This window comes from Capnocytophaga sp. oral taxon 332 str. F0381 (assembly GCF_000318275.2).
Lineage (GTDB): Bacteria > Bacteroidota > Bacteroidia > Flavobacteriales > Flavobacteriaceae > Capnocytophaga > Capnocytophaga bilenii.
Genome location: NZ_KB291319.1, coordinates 1 through 19592 on the forward strand (window position 1 = coordinate 1; position 19592 = coordinate 19592).

Sequence of the window (19592 nt, forward strand, 5' to 3'; positions counted from 1 at the left end):
AAGATAACTGTAAACCTTTTTTAGGACGTGACACTTCCCCTTATCTTCCCCTTACCTTCCCCTTACCTTCCCCTTATCTATCGCTTAGGCGTGAGGGTGAATTGGCGTACTAAACACTAACGACTAACGACTTTTTTTTGTATCTTTGCACCCTGAATGTAATTAATATAAGAAATATAATGAAAAAATCTATCCTTACACTCTGTGCTTTCGCTTGGTCTATCGGCATTTTTGCTCAAGACAATGCTTGGCAACAACAGGCTGATTACCAAATGGATGTAACAATGAACGTCAAAAACTTTCAGTACAAGGGTGTGCAAAAACTTACATATACTAATAATTCCCCCGATACGCTCTCTACCGTATTTTTTCACCTTTATTACAATGCGTTCCAACCCAATAGCGAAATGGACACTAACCTGCAAAACCTACCCGACCCCGATAGCCGTATGACAATTAACAAAGGAACACGTCAGCAGCCGGTATATGAAAGTAGAATTGCCAAACTTGCCCCCGATGAGATGGGCTACCTGCGCATTAAATCGCTTACACAAGACGGCAAAAACGCTACTTTTTCGCACGAAAGTACAATCCTGAAAGTAATACTTCCTACCCCTATATTGCCTCATAGCAAAATAGTTCTCAACTTAAACTTTGAAGGTCAGCTACCGGTGATGATACGCCGTGCAGGGCGCAATAGTCCTGATGGGGTAGCGCTTTCTATGGCACAATGGTACCCCAAAATGGTAGCTTACGACCACAAAGGTTGGCACACTACCGAATATTTAGGACGTGAATTTTACGGCGTATGGGGTAATTTTGATGTAAAAATCACCCTTGATAAAACCTACCTTGTAGGTGCTTCAGGCGTATTGCAAAATCCTAACGAAATAGGCTTTGGCTATGAAGATAAGGGAGTAAAAGTGCCTGCTACTAAATCGCCTACCAAAACGTGGCACTTCATCGCAGAGCGCGTACACGATTTTACGTGGGCTGCCGACCCCGAGTATGTACACGACAAGCATCAATTGGCTGACGGCAAAACGATTCACTTCATCTATAAAAAATACCAAGATACGTGGAAAAAAATACAACAGCCTATGTTGCAGGTATTCGCTTACTACAATCAACTTGTAGGTAAATACCCTTGGCCTCAGTATTCGTTTATACAAGGCGGAGACGGTGGTATGGAATACGCTATGTGTACCCTTATGGTAGGTAACGAAAAGTACGAACGTTTAGTAGGCACTGCTGCACACGAACTCGCTCACGCTTGGTTTCAGCACCTACTTGCTACCGATGAGGCAGCTTATCCTTGGATGGACGAAGGCTTTACTTCTTATATAGAATATCTTGCCGAACACTATGTTTTGAATTTGAACCAAAGCGATGACCCTTTTGAAGATGCTTACGAAGGCTTCTTTAGAATGGTAAAAATGGGATTGCACGAGCCCACCATTACCCACTCCGATCGCTTTGCTACCAATCGCGGCTATACCGCTACTGCTTACTATAAAGGCTTGCTATTCCTCACCCAGTTAGATTATATTATGGGTAATGAAGCACTGATAAAAACCCTTAAACGCTATTATAAAGAATATGCTTTCAAAAATCCTACTCCCAACGACTTTATACGTATAGCTGAAAAAGTATCGGGAATGCAATTGCAGTGGTTCCTCAACGAATTTATGGAAACAAACCACACCGCCGACTATGCCATTGACAAGGTAGAAAGCAAAAACAACAAAACCGAAGTAACGCTAAAACGCTTAGATAGACTTCCCTTGCCTGTGGATATATGGGTAACCGACAAGGCAGGTAAGGTGCGCTATATATACATACCTTTGCGAATGACTTATGCCGAAAAGCCTAACGTTTATCCAGCTTATGAGCGTACAGTGTTGCCCGCTTGGGGCTGGGGAAACCCTACATACACTTTCACACTCGATATGCCACTAACCGACATAAAAAGCATTATTATAGATCCTAAAAATAGGAGTATAGATATGAACAAGGATAATAATTTGTATAATTCAAAATAATATCCGACCTTTGCGACTTAAATAAGAGTTTATGGAAGAAGATAAACCATTGTTTCTCATAACCGTAGGTGATGTACAATATTGGGCTGAAGAAAAATTAGGCAGAAGACTTACTTACGAAGAGCTTCAAAAAGCGCAAAAAGGCTTGGAATGGGGATTGTGTGAAGGAATAGATGTGGTATATAACGCTATTTTTGACGAAATGAAAACAGATGAGAGAACCTAAAATAAACAATGACGTATGGAAATCACTAATATCAACCAGTTAGACCCTCTGTATGGGGTGTATTCGTATGCTGATTATCTGTTGTGGAAGTTTAAAGAGCGGGTAGAACTCTTTAAAGGGAAGCTCTTTAAGATGTCTGCCCCATCGGCACTTCACCAAGAAATATCAATGCGATTGGCAGGGGAACTCTATCAGTTTTTCAAAGGAAAAGATTGTAAGGTGTTCCACGCTCCTTTTGATGTACGTCTGCTTAAAGAATCACAAGACGATAAGAACATTTATACGGTAGTGCAGCCTGATATTTGTGTGGTATGCGACCCTGAAAAGATTGATAAACGTGGTTGTGACGGTGCCCCCGACTTAGTGGTTGAAATCCTTTCACCTGGCAACTCTAAAAAGGAAATGAAATACAAATACGCCCTCTATGAGGAAGCCCAAGTGCCCGAATATTGGATCATAGACCCCGACCATCAGAACGTATTGGTATACATACTAAAAGACGGAAAATACCTAAACCCTATCAATATAGTAGAAGGCAATATCCCCTCACAAAAATTTCCCTCTCTTAGCATACACACCGATGATATTTTCAGCAATAACTAAAAAAATAACAGTTCAATAAATTATAAAATAAATAACGATGTTAATAATAAAAAATCTCCACGCTGGTGTGGACGGCAAAGAAATCCTTAAGGGGATTGACTTAGAAATAAAGGCAGGTGAAGTACACGCTATAATGGGACCTAATGGAGCGGGCAAATCAACGCTCTCTTCAGTGGTTGCTGGTAATGAAAATTTTGAGGTAACAGAGGGCGATATTCTCCTCAATGGCGAAAGTCTGTTAGAAGATGCTCCTGAAGAGCGCGCTCATAAAGGTATCTTTATGTCTTTTCAATATCCTGTGGAAATTCCTGGTATTTCGGTAACCAACTTTATCAAAACAGCTATCAACGAGAGTCGTAAGGCTCAAGGGCTTCCTGATATGCCTGCTGCCGAGCTGCTCAAAAAAATACGCGAAAAAGCAGCCCTTTTAGAAATCAATCCCGACTTTTTGTCGCGATCTCTCAATCAAGGGTTTTCGGGAGGAGAGAAGAAACGCAACGAAATCTTCCAAATGGCAATGCTAGAACCTAAAGTTGCTATTCTTGACGAAACCGATTCTGGTCTCGACATTGATGCGCTGCGCATTGTCGCTAATGGCGTAAACAAACTCAAAAACGAAAACAACGCTGTGCTTGTCATTACTCACTACCAACGCCTTTTAGACTATATTGTGCCTGACTATGTACACGTGCTTTCCGATGGTAAAATCGTAAAAACAGGCGATAAAAATCTCGCCTTAGAATTGGAAGCAAAAGGCTATGATTGGCTGAAATAATTAGCAAATTAAACTATGGATTTAAAAGAAAAATGGGTGGCTTCATTTGAGGCTTTCCCTCATAAAGATGATATATTAAAAGATATTCGCAAAGAAGCCCTTAGTTTCTTTGCCGAAAAAGGCTTCCCTCATAAGAAAGTAGAAGCGTGGAAATACACTTCACTCTCCAACCTTCAAGCTACTGATTACAGCTTATGGCAGCCTATTCACAATAAAACAACTCTTTCGCCCGAAGTGTTACATAAGTACGCCATTGCAGATTGTTATTTGCTCGTGTTTGTAAACGGCTATTACAGCCCCGAAATGTCCAGCAAAGCAATTGCAGGTGTTACTGTTACACCTTTATTGGAGGCACTACACAAAGGCGGTGAAGCGTTTATCAAAAAATACTTCAATACCAATACCGAAAAAGGCGATGTATTTACAGCCCTCAACACTGCTTTTGCCTCAGAGGGGGTATATATAGAAGTGCCCAAAGGGAAAGTGGTAGATAAACCTATACAGCTGCTGTATTTTAACGACGGAGCAGAAACTACTTGCTACCAGCCGCGCAATATTATTGCAGTGGGCGAAAATGCACAACTCAAAGTTATTGAAATACACCAAAATGTATCAAATACCGCTACGGCTATCCTTACCAATGCTGTTACTGAAGTGTTTGTAGCCAAAGACGCTTTCCTTGACTATTACAAATTGCAAAACGACCGCCTGACGGCTTCGCTCATTGATAATACTTATATTTCGCAAGAAGCTAACAGCCACGCCAGTGTGCATACTTTCTCGTTTGGCGGTACACTCACTCGTAACAATCTCAATTTCTATCACCAAGGCGAGTATTTAGAATCAACCCTCAAAGGTTTGAGCATTCTTAAAGGCTCACAACACACCGACCATTATACGCTGGTGAACCACGCTCACCCCAATTGCGAGAGTCATCAGGACTATAAAAGTATCGTAAATGATGAAGCGACCAATGTGTTCAATGGTAAGATAATGGTAGAGCAAATCGCCCAGAAAACGAATGCTTATCAGCAGAACGACAATATATTACTATCCGATAAGGCAACAGTATACACCAAGCCACAGTTAGAGATTTTTGCTGATGATGTGAAGTGTTCGCACGGCTGTACAGTAGGTTCGCTTAGTGATGATTCATTGTTTTATCTGCAATCACGTGGCATAGGCAAAAAAGAAGCCTCAGCTTTGCTTACCTATGCTTTTGCTAATACCGTATTGGAGAGTGTAAAGATACCTGCACTTTCAGCTTATATCAATGCTATTATTGCTGAAAAATTAGGTGTAACAGTAGATTTTTAAAAGGTTCATTATGATATAGGTTCATTATGTATTGCGTCACAAAGGCGGAATATTAATAGTTGTTTTATAGATAGAAATGAAGCATTGTCTTGCCAAACTTGGGCGTATTGTCGCAGACGTTCTGCTCCTTCGAGCCAATCTTCATTGTTTAATAAACATTCGGCTACATATCCGCCTTTTGTGCGTGCTACAAAACATTTCAGTGACTGGATACGGTATTTTGTAGTGAAATTTTGAGGTAAAATATCTATTAAAAGGTTATAGAAATCTCTTTCATTGCGAGGCGTTTGCCATTTTCCTAACAAATATAGTTTGCCTATAGAGGTATGCCAATGATAATTGTCCCGATAAATGTCGCAACCTTTATCAAAAAGACAACTCAAACTATTGATGATGGTTTGGAATGTAGTGGAGAGGTAATTTTCTATGAATGAATCTATTTTTTCTTCATCAGTATCACCAAAACCTGCTATATTATCCAAAATTCCTTGTGGAAAAAATCCATCTTCTAAATAAGTACCTATATGCATTGGCAACACACTTTTATGAATGTCAGAGGTGATGGGAATAGGCTCGAGCTCAATACGCATTTTGTCGCCTATTCGTATCATAAGATTAGGCAAATCAGGAGTAGCGTCATACCCTTGATCTCTTATCTGTTTAGAAAGTTCTAAAAGGATTATTTCTTCCATAATATCTAAATTTTATTAGCTTAGTTTTTCTAAAAATTCTAAGAAAGTTCCCGATACTTTACGCCATTTCCACTGACCTGCACCGTGGGATGCTTTGTAGATGGGAGCTTCATTTCCGTCACTTTTAGAAAGGTCGAGTATATAAGGATCGGCATCTTTATCAGCGATTACGAGCCAATGGGCTTTCCAATCGGGAAAGAGCTCATCATTGGGGCTACTAAAAGCATAACCGCATTGATGCGCTATTAAAGTATTAGCACCATACAGATTGATGTCTTTGAGGAAAGCATCCTCGGCAGGCGAAAAGCGTTCTAAGAAAGTGAGATAGACCGCAGGCAGCTGCCAACGTGTTTTAATCTCCTCGATAACTTGCTTTTTGGGTACTTCCAAAATAGTGCGGTTATATTGATATGATTTTACGTGCCAAAAATCTCTCTCTTTTGCTAAAACCTGCTCTATTTTAGCCATTATTTTTTCTAAGTTGGTTTGTGGATTTTGTATCAAAAAAGGAAACTCGTTTTGAGCTTGTTTTTTTGGATAACCTTGTGCCTGCCATTCAAGTACTTTTTCCATAGGTAGGGTTTTCCAATAAGCAGGGTCAGAGGGCAAATCGTTATTAAAAGGTTGTCCGCTATGCTCGGCTAAGGCAATGATAGCGCTCCCTTTATTCTCTTTACTATCTTCCTTTTGCAAGTAGTCTACCAAAAAAGGATAGCACTTGTCGCCTTCTACTTTCAGCAGTCCGCTAAAAGCCCAATAGGGTAAACCTTTGTTTATCATTTCGTAGAAGAAAGGCGCAAACTCAGTGTCGTTTTCGGTTACAAGTTCCGAGATACGTGCGATTACAAAGTTGCGAGCGTGGGTAATTTTGCTTTCTTTTACTGCTTGTGCTAAGGTTTGTAAGGTCTCCCGATGCATCTTCTCGCCGTACTTCTTCACTATTTTTCTTACCAATTCGTGATACTCACTACCATCGGTAGTGGTGAGGAGTTTTTGAGAGAGGTCGCTGAAATCTTTTTCTTGTTTAGTCATTGTTTACTTGTTCAAAAATTACGGTTACATTGGGGAATTGCTTCAGCGCCTCAATACGCTCTTTGAAAGCGCCTAAAATATACTCTTCCCACGGAACGCCATACTGGTCGTTGTAATACAATTGCATTTTCTTGCTGTACTCTAAGCGATCGGTAACGGCTTTGTTTTGTCGCCAATTCAGGGCTTTGAGGGCATCATACACTTTGTCGTTTTTGACAGGGATAGGACTTACTCGTACATATAGCGTTCCGTCTATATATCGCGGAGGGGTGCTTTCTACCTCATTTTCAGTTGTATACACAAAGGTCTTTTCGCCTGCTATGGGGATATGTTGCTGCAGAAGTTGCTCCAATTCTTCATCAGATAATAATCCTTGATAGGTTTGGGTAGAATGTGGCAACACACGTGTGAAATTGGTGAGTTTCCGGCTGTAAACTTCTTGTATTACTTGCCGTTGCGCTTCGTTGGTTATATAAGGCAGGTGGCTTTGTAGTAGGCGGGTAATATTTTCGTAGAAATCACCTTCACTGCGTACGAGCGATCCTTCATATATATCGTTTACCGAGTTGAGCATCTCATAGAAAAAGAAGTCTTCGAGGGTGTTTGCCAATAGCTCAGCCTCGTCCGAGTCGTGTTGTAACAAGGCAATAGGAGGAGTAGGTTTAGGAGCGTTTTGGTCGTACAAAAAGCAATAATAATCACCGCCGCCCGTTTGTCCGAATGGAATAAAAAGGTAATCGGGGTTGATACTGAACCAACTGTCCTCGCCGTTGAGTTCTTCGATAGTTTTGGCAATATTAGCAAGTGGAATCAACTCAAAATCACCGCTGTACAAAAAGAGTGGAGGGTGATTTTTCAAGCGGGGATATACTTCTTTACTCCAAAGTGAAGTATATTCGCCTATATCGAGCATTTGCTCAGCATAAAGCCGATGATATAGTTTAGGATATTGAAATTGGTATTGTTGTTCTAAGGTTCTTAACATAAGAGGAAATTAGTGAATTTTAATACTTCTCTTTATTAGTACTCATATTTCTCAATAGTACCGTCATACCCATCTATCACTTTGGTAATTTTAGTAGCGTAACTTTGCGGATTATTAGCTTCATTTTTATATTCTGTACTTAAGTATGGGTTACCTGTAGTAAGTCCTAAGTTGGGATTGTCAGAGTCTTTTAGTTGTTGGGTTCGTTCGAATACTTTCACTACAAGGTTTTTGCTATTAGTGGCTTCATAAAGCTCATAAAAGGTGTAATTTTCTAAAGGAGTGTTTGCTAACGCGATAAGTTGTATTTGCAGGTTTCTCTTCGGGTTTTTCTTCTGTAAGTCATATTCATATAGATAGGTCTTTCTAAAAGAAACTACTCCATTTGTGAGATTATCGTACACTTTCTTTATCAAGTTGCCTTCTGGACTAAAAGTATAAGTATATGTGTCGTATCCAGAATCTCCCGTTGCCACCACAGTATGGGCGTCTGGGTAGGTAAGATTGTAAACTGCTGAAGGGATAGGGGCAAATTTACTTAGCTTCCCATCTTTGTATTCAAAAGTAATAGACATAGAAAACTTTCCTAATTCACTTTTTTTAATTTCAGTAACTTGGTCTTGGTCGTTGAAGCTGAATTCTACAACTTCTTGAGCGATACCATCTTTATCAATATCTATTCTGGCAGGAAGCTTTTTACCTTTTAGGGGGGTAATCATCAAATGTTTGACCTCCTTTCGTTCTGATCCAGAAATTTCGTACTCTTTTGCATCTTTGATAAAACCATCCTCTACGGTGTAAACCATTTCGGTGGAACTATCTGCTGAATATTCTATGATGTACTTTTTAGGTAATATAATCTTTTCTTCCCACGGGTCAGGGATGTTGTTTTTATTATTGTTGTCATCATCATTTTTGCAACAAGCAACTCCAATGACAGCAAGACTTCCTAAGATTAACAGTTTCTTCATAACGTTTTTTTATTAAATTAGGGAATAAAGATAATGTTTTTTGTTGTAACATAATCCAAAAAATAATTAATTATCAGAGCAATCAACTTTGCTAAATTGACTAATTTGTCAATTTGTGAACGTGAATAGCATCTGCTTGATGCAGCGGAGTGACAGTAATATCAGTAATTTGAATTTTGTCAGGCAGATTGACGATGTAGGCGATAGTGTCGGCAATATCTTCGGCATATAAGGGCGTAATGCCTTTGTACACATTATCCGCTTTCTGCTGGTCGCCTTTGAAACGCACCTTGCTGAAATTAGTTTCTACCAGTCCTGGTTTTACGTTCGTTACCTTTATGTTTTTGTCCATTAGCTCTATGCGCATTGCATCGCTGAGGGCTCTTACGGCAAACTTGGTCGCACAATAGATACTGCCATTGGGGTAGGCTATTTCCCCCGCTACCGACCCTACATTCACGATCGTTCCCACCTTGCCAGTGGCGAGCATCAGCGGAATCACACTATTAGCGATATAAGTAAACCCTTTAATGTTGGTATCAACCATCTGGTCTATATCTTCTGCGGCGTAGGTGTGGAGGTGTTGCAATCCTATTGCCAAACCCGCATTGTTGATGAGCATATCAATTTGTCGCCATTTTTCAGGTAAAAACTGAATATTTTTCGCCACCTCTTGGTAGTTTCTCACGTCAAAAGCTAAGGTGATGACCTCCACAGCGTGTTCTTTTTCTATTTTAGCTTTCAGTTCAGCTAAAACATCTGCTCTTCGTGCACATAGAATAAGGTTTGCCCCCATTTGAGCCAATTTTTCGGCTACTGCTTTACCTATCCCACTACTGGCACCCGAGATAAAAGCAATTTTTCCTTTAATACGATTTAGTTCCATTTGTTTAGATATTTAAGTGTTAGGTTATTTCCATATTTTCTTCATTACCTCCTCCACAGTAGGTTGGAGATACTTACCATTTTTATACTCTGTGGTATTGAGCACAGTAGGGTCGAAATGCGGACAGTTCAGTGCTAAAAACTTATAAAAGTACTGATGCGCGTAGAACATATCCATCATAAACTTCCTTTGAAAGTCGTTTTCGCACTCAAATTCACAGTCTATGATGATACGTACAAAAGCAGCGATATCTTCACGAGTGAGGTTGTTGTGTTTTACAGGGTCGGGCATTGCCAAATCAAAAGCAAAAGCCTCAATACCATTACACTCCCACCATTCCCATAGCCAAGTATCGGAAAGGTCTTTACCAGTGAGTTCGCTGAGGTATTGCTCCATTGCTTTATATTCTTTATCAAATACTTCTTCGGGAGTATCTTCACTTTGAGCATCGCAAAAGGTTTCGTACTTAATCAAGCGGTCTAAAACTAAAGGGTACAGCTTTTCCGCTGTCGCAAAATCAGGGCGAAGTACTTTTCTTAGTGTTTTCATTAGTTTATTAATTTTATATAGTTAAAAGTTAGTGATTTTTCTTTGTATATATATCAGTTGTTTTATAGGCTTGTTCAGGGTGGTTGGGGTTTAGTGGGTATTTTTTCTCTAACTTTCCTTGTTTTACCATATTTGGAAAAATCTTGTTTTTTAGATAGTCTAATGACCGTTCTACTTGTTCTGCAATAACCTCCATCTTTACGTATTTTTCATTACAAATATCCATTATAAGAAACTCTAAACCACCCTTACTAATTCTCTTTGTAAGGTTAGAGGTGTCAACCTTTTGGCTTGAGGTGTCAACCTTTTTGGTCTTAGAGGTGTCAACCTTTTGGCTTGAGGTTGCAACCTTTTTTCCTTTGATATGGTAATTAGCCCAACGGCGTTTGTTATCACTTTCTAAATAACCTCTCTCTACCAATCCTTTTAACAAGTAGGTTATGTCAGTAGGGTGTAATTTAAGTATATATTGCAATCTATTGTTTGAAATACAGCCTTCTACACTACAAAAAGTAAGTGCTGTTAGCTCATTGGTAGTTAGCTCTCCTATGGTAGGAAACTGCTCCTGAAGATTTGCCATTACTTGTTCTGGCAATATGTGAAACATTGGCAAAATGAGTTTTACTCTATTAGGTTGCTCCTCTAATTTTAAGTAAGGTTTACTCCAATGCAAATCATCCCAGCCTCTCATAATTTTATCTACCCCACTACCTGATTTTTCTGCTCTACCAATAAGCATAAACATCTTTTGTAAAGAAGGATTTCTGCATTCACTGATACCCCCTTCGTAATATTGGTCCAGTGATACTAAAAGAGTACCAGGGTTAGAAATTACAAATTGTTGTTTTTCAAGAGTTACAATAATATTGCCACTTTGTGAATAATCAGTGTGTACTAAAGCATTTACAAAAGCCTCACGCAGTGCTATATGTGCAGAGGTTTCTTCTATACGAGTGTCTTTTTCTAAATGGAATGGTTTAGGAAGTACTGAAGTGATTTTAGGAAGTACTCTTAGGTAAAACTGCAAAAGATTGTGCTCCCAAGTACCATCGGGGTATATTCTATCTGTCCAACGAATAGCCTCAGAGAGATGTTCCCGATATTCAGGAAAGAAATTAGGAAGTGCCTCTTGTTGGTTAAGGCTATCTCCTTTGCCAAACATTAGCAATCCTGCCAAAGTAATACCCTCTTTACCTGTTTTTCTATCCTTGCGATAAGCCCCTATTTTAGTAAAAAGTTCTATATCGCTGAGAGCATTCCAAGGATGCGAAGCATTGAAAACAGAAAATAACTGTCTGAATTGTCTCACAGAAGTAGGGTCAAAATCCTCAGTGGTAAAACATTCTAAAATAAGGCTATCACGCCTCAGCTCACCTGTAGCATCAGCTATCATTTGCCGCACTTCATCATCTGTACAATGATAATCACCCTCATTATTCCGTTTGTAAGTATTCCCAAAAGGATTGGGAGTTAAATATATAGGTCGTTGTGTTCTCGTAGCAAAGGGCACTTTGAATACTAATACCTTCTTACCAGCAATTTGTAAGGTGCGTACATCACTATTGCTCAGAAGATTGGTGTTAATGGTGTTAGGATTGTTGCAGTTATTCCAGAAAGTTTTTTGGTAACTTTCAATAGCTTCATCGGTAAGACCTTCAATAAGTAAGCCGTCTTTTTTTTCTTTTATACCAAGAATGATAAAGCCCGTATGAGTATTGGCAAAAGCCGAATAAGTCTTCCAAAATTCTTTCATTGGAAAACCTTCCTTAGCCGATTTGTATTCAATTTCATAACTTTCCTTAGGCAGAAAAGCACTGTCTATCAAAGAACAAATGCTATTTTCATCATCAAAATCAAGGAAAGTAGGGGAGGAGGTGTTGTTCATTATTCTTCAAAAATTTTGTTTGCAGGAAAGCGCAAGGCAGGATAACTCACCGATTGCACCTCATCGTTTTCTAAAATAGGCGAAAGCGCAATATAGTTGCCTTCGCGGTACAGATAAATTTGCACCGTTTTATGGTAAGGATCTACTACCCAATATTCAGGCACCCCTTGCTCTTGGTAAAGGTCAAACTTCAGTTTGGTATCGTTGTTTTGAGAGCCTCTTGAAAGAATTTCAATGATAAGATTAGGAGCCCCTTCACAGCCTCGTGAGGTGAGTTTCTGGCGGTCACATATCACACAAATATCAGGCTGCACTACCGACTCTTTGCCGTCAGCACTCTTAAAAAACACATCAAATGGAGCAGAATAAATCTTGCATTGTTGTTCTTTAAAAAAAGGAATTAGTAGGGCGTTGAGATTCGTAGAAACTTCTTGATGAAACCTTGTTGGTGCAGGACTCATTGCAAAGATTTTTCCTTTAAAGAGCTGTATTTTCTCTTTGAGTTTCCATAGCAAATAATCCGCATAGGTATAACTACCTAAAGGGTCTAACTGACTGATATGCGTAATCTCCATAGTTTTAAAAACAAGTAATTAGGACACAAAGATAAAAATAATTTATCAATTAGCCAATTGAAAAAATGAAAAATCAACCAAAGCGAACCTTGAGCGAAGGATAAGCGAAGGAAAGTCGGTGAGCTGGCACAGCCGAGTATGTGACGAAGGATAAGCGGAAGATAAGCAGAAGATAAGCAAAAAATAAAAAAAATAGTAGAAAAAAATTGTTTATTCAAAAAATATTTGTACCTTTACATCGTCAAAAAGAAAATTCTGAATTTAGAATTAATAAATAATAATTAACTTAAATATATAACCTTATGAAAAACATTCTTGTAACTACCGATTTCTCTGAAAAATCTATCGCATCACTACACGTAGCGATAGGATTAGCAAAGCAGCACAAAGCCAAAATATACTTGTTGCACGCTATCGAGTTGCCCGTGCGCTTGATGACCAACAGTCAGGCTTCCTTGCCAGAAACGCTCTATTTCTTGACGCTTACCAAGCAACGCTTTGAAGAACTTCACAAAGAGCTCGATACAGATGTAGAAATCATAGACCTTGTAGAAACATCATCACTACCCGATGCCGTGAACGAAGTGATTGAAAAACACAAAATAGACCTTGTGTTTATGGGCTCTAACGGAGCTTCAGGAGCTAAAGAACTCTTTATAGGTTCTAATGCCGAAAAAGTAGTACGCTCGGCTTCAGTGCCCGTTTTGGTGATTAAAAATCCTCACGAAAAGCTCAAAATTAAGCAAATAATGTTTGGCTGCGACTTTTCTAAACGCTTTGCAAAACCTTTTGAAAAAGCCGTAAAACTTGCCAAAATATTCAATGCTAAAATAGATTTGGTGTATGTAAATACCCCCTATCAGTTCCTCACCACTACAGAAATCAATAAACGTATGCACGAATTTTTGAAAGAACAAAAAGGCTCACTCAAAAAGTTTGAAACACACGTTTATAACGATATACGAGTAGAAACTGGGATACTGAACTTTGTCAAAGAACACAAAGTGGATCTTATTTGTATGTTCCCTAATGGGCGCAAAGGTATTGCTCATTTTTTCAATGGTAGTATCAGTAGTGATTTGGTAAACCACTCCGATACTCCTGTGCTTACCATAAAGCTTGAAAAGTAAGGGATGGCGATGTGCTAATTCGTTAATTAAAAAAAATAGATATTAATCATTAAATATTGATATTTATTTTGTATCTTTGCACCGATAAAAAAAGAGAAGGCAGCAAGGAGCGCCAGCACCTGCCCGTTTTGCATAGGCACCTTTGGCGTTCAAAGGTGCTGCAAAAGTAGGTGATGCTAATGAATTTAGCAAAATTTTAACAGTAAAAAATAAAGGTTGCTTGCTTTTGTAGGCAGCCTTTATTATGATTAATTCTCTAAAAACTAATAAGCAATGAATAAAATAACAATAAACCCTACAATTCTGGAAAAAGCACAACGTTATGCTGAAGAAAATGAGATAAACCTTACTGAATATATAGAAAAACAACTCAAAAGTTTATATATTCAAGAAGAGCTTTTTGGTAAAGAAAGAAAAAATAGAGATATTACAACTCTTTTAGAGAATATTAGCGGAATATTACCAGAACTAACCGATGAAGAAGTGAAAAAAGAATGTGCTGACTATATTGAAGAAAAATATTTTGCATTAGGATGAAAAGAATATTTATTGATACCAACATTTTATTAGATTTGGTAATGGCGAGGCGCAAATTTTATCAAGATGCTAATAGGTTGTTCCAATATTGTGAGCAGCGAGGTATAAAAACCTATATATCATCTATTTCTATAGCAACAATTAATTATTTGTTGTTGAAGTCCTATAAAGAAGAAGAGGTGAAAAAAATTTTAGAAACAATATATAATCTTACTGAGATACTTCCTTTTTATAAAGATATTATCTTTAAAGCACATCAGTCTAATTTCAAGGATTTAGAAGACGGATTTCAATATTTTACAGCTAAAGAAAATAGCTTAAAAATTATTATTACACGTAATCAAAAAGATTTTAAAGTAGATGATATCTCAATACTAACACCTAAAGAATTTGTAGATTATCGTTTCTAATGATGGAGCAATGTACTCCAAAAAAACAAAAAAATCCTACAAAAAATTGTTATTCTAAAAAAAAGTTGTATCTTTGCAGCGATAATTAATAGGTGAGGGGGCGTTTAAGTCCCCTCTTTTTATAGAAAATGAATCTCGTAAACGATATTAATGCATTGGTAAATAAGGCGTTAGAACCCTATCCTGCCTTATTCCTTATCAAGCTAAACATTACCCCTGATAACGTTATCAAAGTAATTATTGATGGTGATAACGGCGTAGGCATAGACGATTGTGTGAATATAAGCAGAGCTATTGAAGGACAAATAGATGAAGAAACTGATTTTTCTTTAGAAGTAACCTCCTTTGGTGCCGAAGAACCTTTTGTAGTACCACGACAATACCAAAAGAATGTAGGCAGAACTGTGCAAATTACCACTACCGATGGCAAAGTGCAAGAAGGTGTCCTAAAAGGTGAAACCAATGGCATAGTAGTGATAGAAACCGAGACACGCGAACCCAAACCCATAGGCAAAGGCAAAATAACCGTAAAAAAAGAACATAATTTTGCCTTGCAAGATATAAAAGAAGCTAAAGTAATTATTAAATTTTAATTGAACGTCAAAAAAATATGAATAGTCTTGAACTAATAGATTCCTTTTCAGAATTTAAGAGCGATAAATTAATCAATCGTGAAACCCTAATGGCGATCCTTGAAGAGGTATTTCGCAATACCTTGAAAAAGAAATACGGTTCTGATGATAATTTTGATATTATCATCAATCCCGATAAAGGTGATTTGCAAATCTTTCGTAATCGTGTAGTAGTAGAAGACGATAACGTAACCGATGACAATAAAGAAATCGCCCTTTCGGTAGCACGTAAAATAGAGCCCGATTTTGAAGTGGGTGAAGACGTTTCCGAAGAAATTAAAATTGATAAATTAGGTAGACGTACTATCTTGGCACTTCGCCAAAACTTGATAGCTAAAATACACGAGTACGATAGTATGAATATTTACCAACGCTTTAAAGATATTATTGGGCAAATACACGTAGCCGAAATACACCACATTCGCCACAAAGCGGTTATCTTGTTGGACGATGAGGGTAATGAAATCATTTTGCCTAAAGAAAAACAAATACCATCTGACTTTTTCAAAAAAGGAGAACACGTGCGTGGTATCATCGAAACGGTAGAGCTTAAAGGTGCTAAGCCTACTATTATAATGTCGCGTACTTCGCCTTTATTTTTAGAGCGTTTGTTTGAACAAGAAATACCCGAAATTGCCGAAGGGCTTATCACTATCAATAAGGTAGTGCGCGTACCAGGCGAAAAAGCCAAAGTGGCTGTAGATTCTATTGACGAGCGTATAGATGCGGTAGGAGCGTGCGTTGGGGTACGTGGCGGTCGTATTCACGGTATTGTACGCGAACTTGGCAATGAAAATATAGATGTAATTTCATTTACTAACAATACACAACTGCTTATTACTCGTGCTTTAGCACCTGCTCACGTGAATTCGGTAACCATTAACGAAGAAGAAAAACGTGCGGATGTGTTTTTAGCCAACGAAGAAGTTTCTAAAGCTATAGGTAAATCGGGGTATAACATACGATTGGCAAGCCAGCTAACGGGCTATGAAATAGATGTATACCGCGAAGGGCTTACCGATGAAGATATAGAGCTTACCGAATTTGATGACGAAATAGAAAGCTGGGTGATAGAAGAACTGCAAAAAGCGGGCTTAGACACTGCAAAAAGTGTATTGGAACTTACACCTGAAGAGTTGATGAATCGTACCGATCTTGAAGAAGAAACCATTAGCGAGGTACAGCGTATCTTAAAAGCAGAGTTTGAAGAATAATTAACTATAAAAGCACACAGCTAACACAACTAACGTCATATATAAATAAAAAAAACTGACGACTAAAAAATATGAGTGAGGGAAAAACAAGATTAAGCAAAATAGTAAAAGAAGTAAATATCTCGGTAAGTACTGCTGTAGAATACCTTAGAACTGAAAAAGGTATTGAGGTAGAGGAGAATCCTAATGCGAAGGTATCGGACGAGATAATAAACTTGCTTTACCATAAATTTAAAGCTGATAAAAACAAGCGGGCTGCCTCAAAAGAAATTATAGAGGATAAGCGTAAAGACCGCGAGGCTATTCGTATGGAGCAAGAAAAAGAACAACAGGAAAAACGCAAACAGCAACAGGAAGTGATAAAAGCTAAAGGTAGCTTGCCAGGAATAAAAACCGTAGGCAAAATAAACCTTGATGCCGAAACCACTACTCCTGCGCAAGCTCCTGCTGCTACACAAGAGGTTACTCCTGAAAACACACTTGTTACTACGCAAGAACCTGCTAATACCGCTGCACCTGCTACGCCTCAGGAAAAATTTACTAAAGAAGCCGAAAAAGCCACTATGCAACAACCACACTCAAAACACGACAGTAAAGACAAGAAAAAAGAGAAGGATACTATGCAGCAGAAAGTCAAGTCGTCTGTTTATCAAAACCCACTTGTTCAGCAAGTAGCCGAACAAGCTAAAAAGAAAAAAGAAACCCCTAAACACAAAGAGGTAGACGAACTAGAAGTATTAGAACCTATAGGCGTTATAGAAACCCAGTACCAAAAACTTACGGGTCCTAAAGTAGTGGGTGAAAAGATTGACTTGAGCCAATTTGAGAAAAAACGCAAGAAAAAACGAGGCGGTAGCGGTAAAAAAGAAAAAGAAGCTGCTATTGCTGGAGCACAAGCTGCCGAAGGTGAAAAACGCAAACGCAAACGTATCCGTAAAGATGAACCTAATGCTGCTATCACTGGGGCTAATGGCAAGCGTACCGATACTGCTGTAGGTACTAAAAAAGAGAAGAAAGGTAATAAAATTATTACTAAAATAGAACCTACTGAAGAAGAGGTTCAAAAACAAGTACGCGAAACCCTTGAAAGGCTACAAGGTAAAAATGCTAAATCTAAAGGTGCTAAATACCGAAAAGAAAAACGCGAAATTCACCGTCAAAAAGCTGAACAAGAACTCGCAGAACAAGAACAACAAGAAAAAGTACTGAAACTTACCGAGTTCGTAACAGTAAACGAATTGGCTACAATGATGGATGTGCCTATCAACAAGGTCATAGGTGCTTGTATGTCGCTGGGAATAATGGTAACGATGAACCAACGCTTGGATGCAGAAACACTAAGTATAGTAGCAGACGAGTTTGGTTTTGAAGTAGAATTTGCTACAGCTAATATAGAAGAAGCTATCCATATAGAAGAAGATAAACCTGAAGACCTTGTGCCTCGTGCTCCTATAGTAACCGTAATGGGACACGTAGACCACGGTAAAACTTCACTGCTTGACTATATTCGTAAAGAAAATGTTATTGCTGGCGAAAGTGGTGGTATCACTCAGCACATTGGAGCTTATAGTGTAAAATTAGAAAGTGGCGAACGTATTACTTTCCTTGACACTCCTGGACACGAAGCCTTTACAGCGATGCGTGCACGTGGTACCAAAGTTACCGACATTGCTATTATTGTGGTAGCTGCCGATGACGATGTAATGCCACAAACCAAAGAGGCTATTAGCCACGCTCAAGCTGCTGGTGTGCCTATTGTGTTTGCTATCAATAAAATAGATAAGCCTAATGCCAACCCCGATAAAATAAAAGAACACCTTGCAGGTATGAACCTCTTGGTAGAAGAGTGGGGGGGTAAAATACAATCGCAAGATATTTCTGCCAAAAAAGGTATCGGTGTACAAGAACTTTTAGAAAAGGTATTGCTCGAAGCCGAAATCTTGGAACTAAAAGCTAACCCTAAAAAACCTGCAATAGGTACAGTAGTAGAGGCTTCACTTGATAAGGGTAGGGGATATGTATCTACCGTATTGGTTGAAACAGGTACGCTACGTGTGGGCGATTATGTGTTGGCAGGTACTAGCACTGGTAAAATACGAGCTATGCAAGATGAGCGTGGGCGCCGTGTGCAAGAGGCAGGACCTTCTACACCTATTAGTATATTAGGTTTGGATGGAGCGCCACAAGCAGGTGATAAGTTCTACGTATTTGAAGATGAAAAAGAAGCTAAACAAATAGTAGCTAAGCGCGCTCAGCTACAGCGAGAGCAATCGGTACGTACACAGCGCCACATTACACTTGATGAGATAGGCAGACGTATTGCGCTGGGCGACTTCAAACAGCTCAATATCATACTAAAAGGAGACGTAGATGGTTCAGTAGAAGCACTTACCGACTCATTCCAAAAGCTATCTACCGAAGAAATACAAGTGTCAATAATACACAAGGGGGTGGGAGCGATCACAGAATCGGATGTGTTGTTGGCATCTGCTTCGGATGCGATTATCATAGGGTTCAACGTACGCCCAATGACAAATGCACGGGCTTTAGCAGAAAAAGAATCTATAGATATACGCACCTACTCAATCATTTACGATGCTATCAACGATTTGAAAGATGCGATGGAAGGTATGCTTTCACCAGAATTCAAAGAAGAGGTTACTGGTACTGCTGAAATACGCGAGCTGTTCAAGATTGCCAAAGTGGGTACTATTGCGGGCTGTATGGTAACAGACGGAAAAATATTCCGCAACTCTAAAGTGCGTGTAGTGCGTGAAAATGTTGTAGTATATACTGGCGAGCTGGCTTCACTAAAACGTTTCAAAGACGATGTGAAAGAAGTAAGCAAAGGTTACGATTGTGGTTTGCAAGTGAAAAATTACAACGATATACACGAAGGTGATGTAATAGAAGCTTTCCAAGAAGTAGCCGTAAAAAAGAAGCTTTAATTGTTAAAGTTTTATATATAAAAAGTTAAAAAATAGCAGTAGCAAGGAATCGTAATAGGTTTCTTTGCTATTGTTATTTTTTGGGTATATTGTTAATTATGATAGAGTTAAAGAATGCATTAGGCTGTGATACGCAGCTTTTCAAATCTTAATACAGAGTATTATTATTTAACAAATCAGGAG

Annotated in this window: 19 protein-coding genes; 11 read left to right on the forward strand and 8 right to left on the reverse strand. The window is 38.7% G+C overall.

Annotated elements, in window-relative coordinates; translation table 11 throughout:
• The first annotated feature begins 179 nt into the window (after positions 1 to 179).
• Genes HMPREF9075_RS07660 through sufD form a run of 5 tightly spaced genes read left to right on the forward strand, consistent with a single transcriptional unit; the run spans position 180 to position 4963 of the window.
• Positions 180 to 2042, forward strand: coding sequence for a M1 family metallopeptidase (locus HMPREF9075_RS07660; RefSeq protein WP_009415945.1), 1863 nt, complete (start codon positions 180 to 182; stop codon positions 2040 to 2042).
• A gap of 31 nt (positions 2043 to 2073) precedes the next feature.
• The gene (locus tag HMPREF9075_RS07665; protein ID WP_009415946.1) at positions 2074 to 2268 is read left to right on the forward strand and encodes a hypothetical protein; all 195 of its coding nucleotides are present in this window, start codon (positions 2074 to 2076) and stop codon (positions 2266 to 2268) included.
• 15 nt (positions 2269 to 2283) lie between these two features.
• The gene (locus tag HMPREF9075_RS07670) at positions 2284 to 2871 is read left to right on the forward strand and encodes a Uma2 family endonuclease (RefSeq protein ID WP_009415947.1); all 588 of its coding nucleotides are present in this window, start codon (positions 2284 to 2286) and stop codon (positions 2869 to 2871) included.
• Positions 2872 to 2908: 37 nt separating this feature from the next.
• Positions 2909 to 3646 carry a Fe-S cluster assembly ATPase SufC gene (gene sufC / locus HMPREF9075_RS07675; RefSeq protein ID WP_009415948.1) on the forward strand — a complete coding sequence of 246 codons (738 nt, stop codon included), beginning with the start codon at positions 2909 to 2911 and terminating at the stop codon, positions 3644 to 3646.
• Positions 3647 to 3661: 15 nt separating this feature from the next.
• A complete protein-coding gene (gene sufD, locus HMPREF9075_RS07680; protein WP_009415949.1) occupies positions 3662 to 4963 on the forward strand; it encodes a Fe-S cluster assembly protein SufD in 1302 nt (433 codons plus the stop codon).
• An 8-nt stretch (positions 4964 to 4971) separates the two neighbouring features.
• Here the strand turns inward: sufD and HMPREF9075_RS07685 are convergent, their stop codons facing one another.
• The 8 genes from HMPREF9075_RS07685 to HMPREF9075_RS07720 form a co-directional block, all read right to left on the reverse strand.
• Entirely contained in the window at positions 4972 to 5655 is a 684-nt protein-coding gene (locus tag HMPREF9075_RS07685; protein ID WP_009415950.1) for a DUF6348 family protein, read from the reverse strand.
• Positions 5656 to 5670: 15 nt separating this feature from the next.
• The gene (locus tag HMPREF9075_RS07690) at positions 5671 to 6687 is read right to left on the reverse strand and encodes an SMI1/KNR4 family protein (protein WP_009415951.1); all 1017 of its coding nucleotides are present in this window, start codon (positions 6685 to 6687) and stop codon (positions 5671 to 5673) included.
• Positions 6680 to 7672: an SMI1/KNR4 family protein gene (locus tag HMPREF9075_RS07695; RefSeq protein ID WP_009415952.1), complete on the reverse strand. Its 993-nt coding sequence runs from the start codon at positions 7670 to 7672 to the stop codon at positions 6680 to 6682. Before HMPREF9075_RS07695 ends, HMPREF9075_RS07690 begins: the two co-directional genes overlap by 8 nt.
• Before the next feature lie 35 nt (positions 7673 to 7707).
• Positions 7708 to 8643, reverse strand: a complete 936-nt coding sequence (locus HMPREF9075_RS07700; RefSeq protein ID WP_009415953.1) for a hypothetical protein — start codon at positions 8641 to 8643, stop codon at positions 7708 to 7710.
• A 100-nt stretch (positions 8644 to 8743) separates the two neighbouring features.
• On the reverse strand, positions 8744 to 9529 hold the full coding sequence (locus HMPREF9075_RS07705) for an SDR family NAD(P)-dependent oxidoreductase (RefSeq protein WP_009415954.1): 786 nt from the start codon (positions 9527 to 9529) through the stop codon (positions 8744 to 8746).
• Positions 9530 to 9553: 24 nt separating this feature from the next.
• Entirely contained in the window at positions 9554 to 10078 is a 525-nt protein-coding gene (locus HMPREF9075_RS07710) for a hypothetical protein (protein WP_009415955.1), read from the reverse strand.
• A 28-nt stretch (positions 10079 to 10106) separates the two neighbouring features.
• A complete protein-coding gene (locus HMPREF9075_RS07715; RefSeq protein WP_009415956.1) occupies positions 10107 to 11963 on the reverse strand; it encodes an RNA-binding domain-containing protein in 1857 nt (618 codons plus the stop codon).
• Positions 11963 to 12538, reverse strand: a complete 576-nt coding sequence (locus tag HMPREF9075_RS07720; RefSeq protein WP_009415957.1) for a Uma2 family endonuclease — start codon at positions 12536 to 12538, stop codon at positions 11963 to 11965. Before HMPREF9075_RS07720 ends, HMPREF9075_RS07715 begins: the two co-directional genes overlap by 1 nt.
• Positions 12539 to 12840: 302 nt before the next feature.
• Here HMPREF9075_RS07720 and HMPREF9075_RS07725 point away from each other — a divergent pair, with 302 nt between their 5' ends.
• From HMPREF9075_RS07725 to infB, 6 genes are all read left to right on the forward strand, one after another.
• Positions 12841 to 13668, forward strand: a complete 828-nt coding sequence (locus HMPREF9075_RS07725; protein WP_009415959.1) for a universal stress protein — start codon at positions 12841 to 12843, stop codon at positions 13666 to 13668.
• Between the two features lie 273 nt (positions 13669 to 13941).
• A complete protein-coding gene (locus tag HMPREF9075_RS07730; protein ID WP_009415960.1) occupies positions 13942 to 14205 on the forward strand; it encodes a DUF6364 family protein in 264 nt (87 codons plus the stop codon).
• Positions 14202 to 14615, forward strand: a complete 414-nt coding sequence (locus tag HMPREF9075_RS07735; protein ID WP_009415961.1) for a PIN domain-containing protein — start codon at positions 14202 to 14204, stop codon at positions 14613 to 14615. The genes HMPREF9075_RS07730 and HMPREF9075_RS07735 overlap by 4 nt, the downstream gene beginning before the upstream one ends.
• Before the next feature lie 128 nt (positions 14616 to 14743).
• Positions 14744 to 15208 carry a ribosome assembly cofactor RimP gene (gene rimP, locus HMPREF9075_RS07740; protein ID WP_009415962.1) on the forward strand — a complete coding sequence of 155 codons (465 nt, stop codon included), beginning with the start codon at positions 14744 to 14746 and terminating at the stop codon, positions 15206 to 15208.
• 17 nt (positions 15209 to 15225) lie between these two features.
• Positions 15226 to 16461, forward strand: coding sequence for a transcription termination factor NusA (nusA, locus tag HMPREF9075_RS07745; RefSeq protein ID WP_009415963.1), 1236 nt, complete (start codon positions 15226 to 15228; stop codon positions 16459 to 16461).
• A 71-nt stretch (positions 16462 to 16532) separates the two neighbouring features.
• Positions 16533 to 19409, forward strand: coding sequence for a translation initiation factor IF-2 (gene infB, locus HMPREF9075_RS07750; RefSeq protein WP_009415964.1), 2877 nt, complete (start codon positions 16533 to 16535; stop codon positions 19407 to 19409).
• Positions 19410 to 19592: the final 183 nt, after the last annotated feature.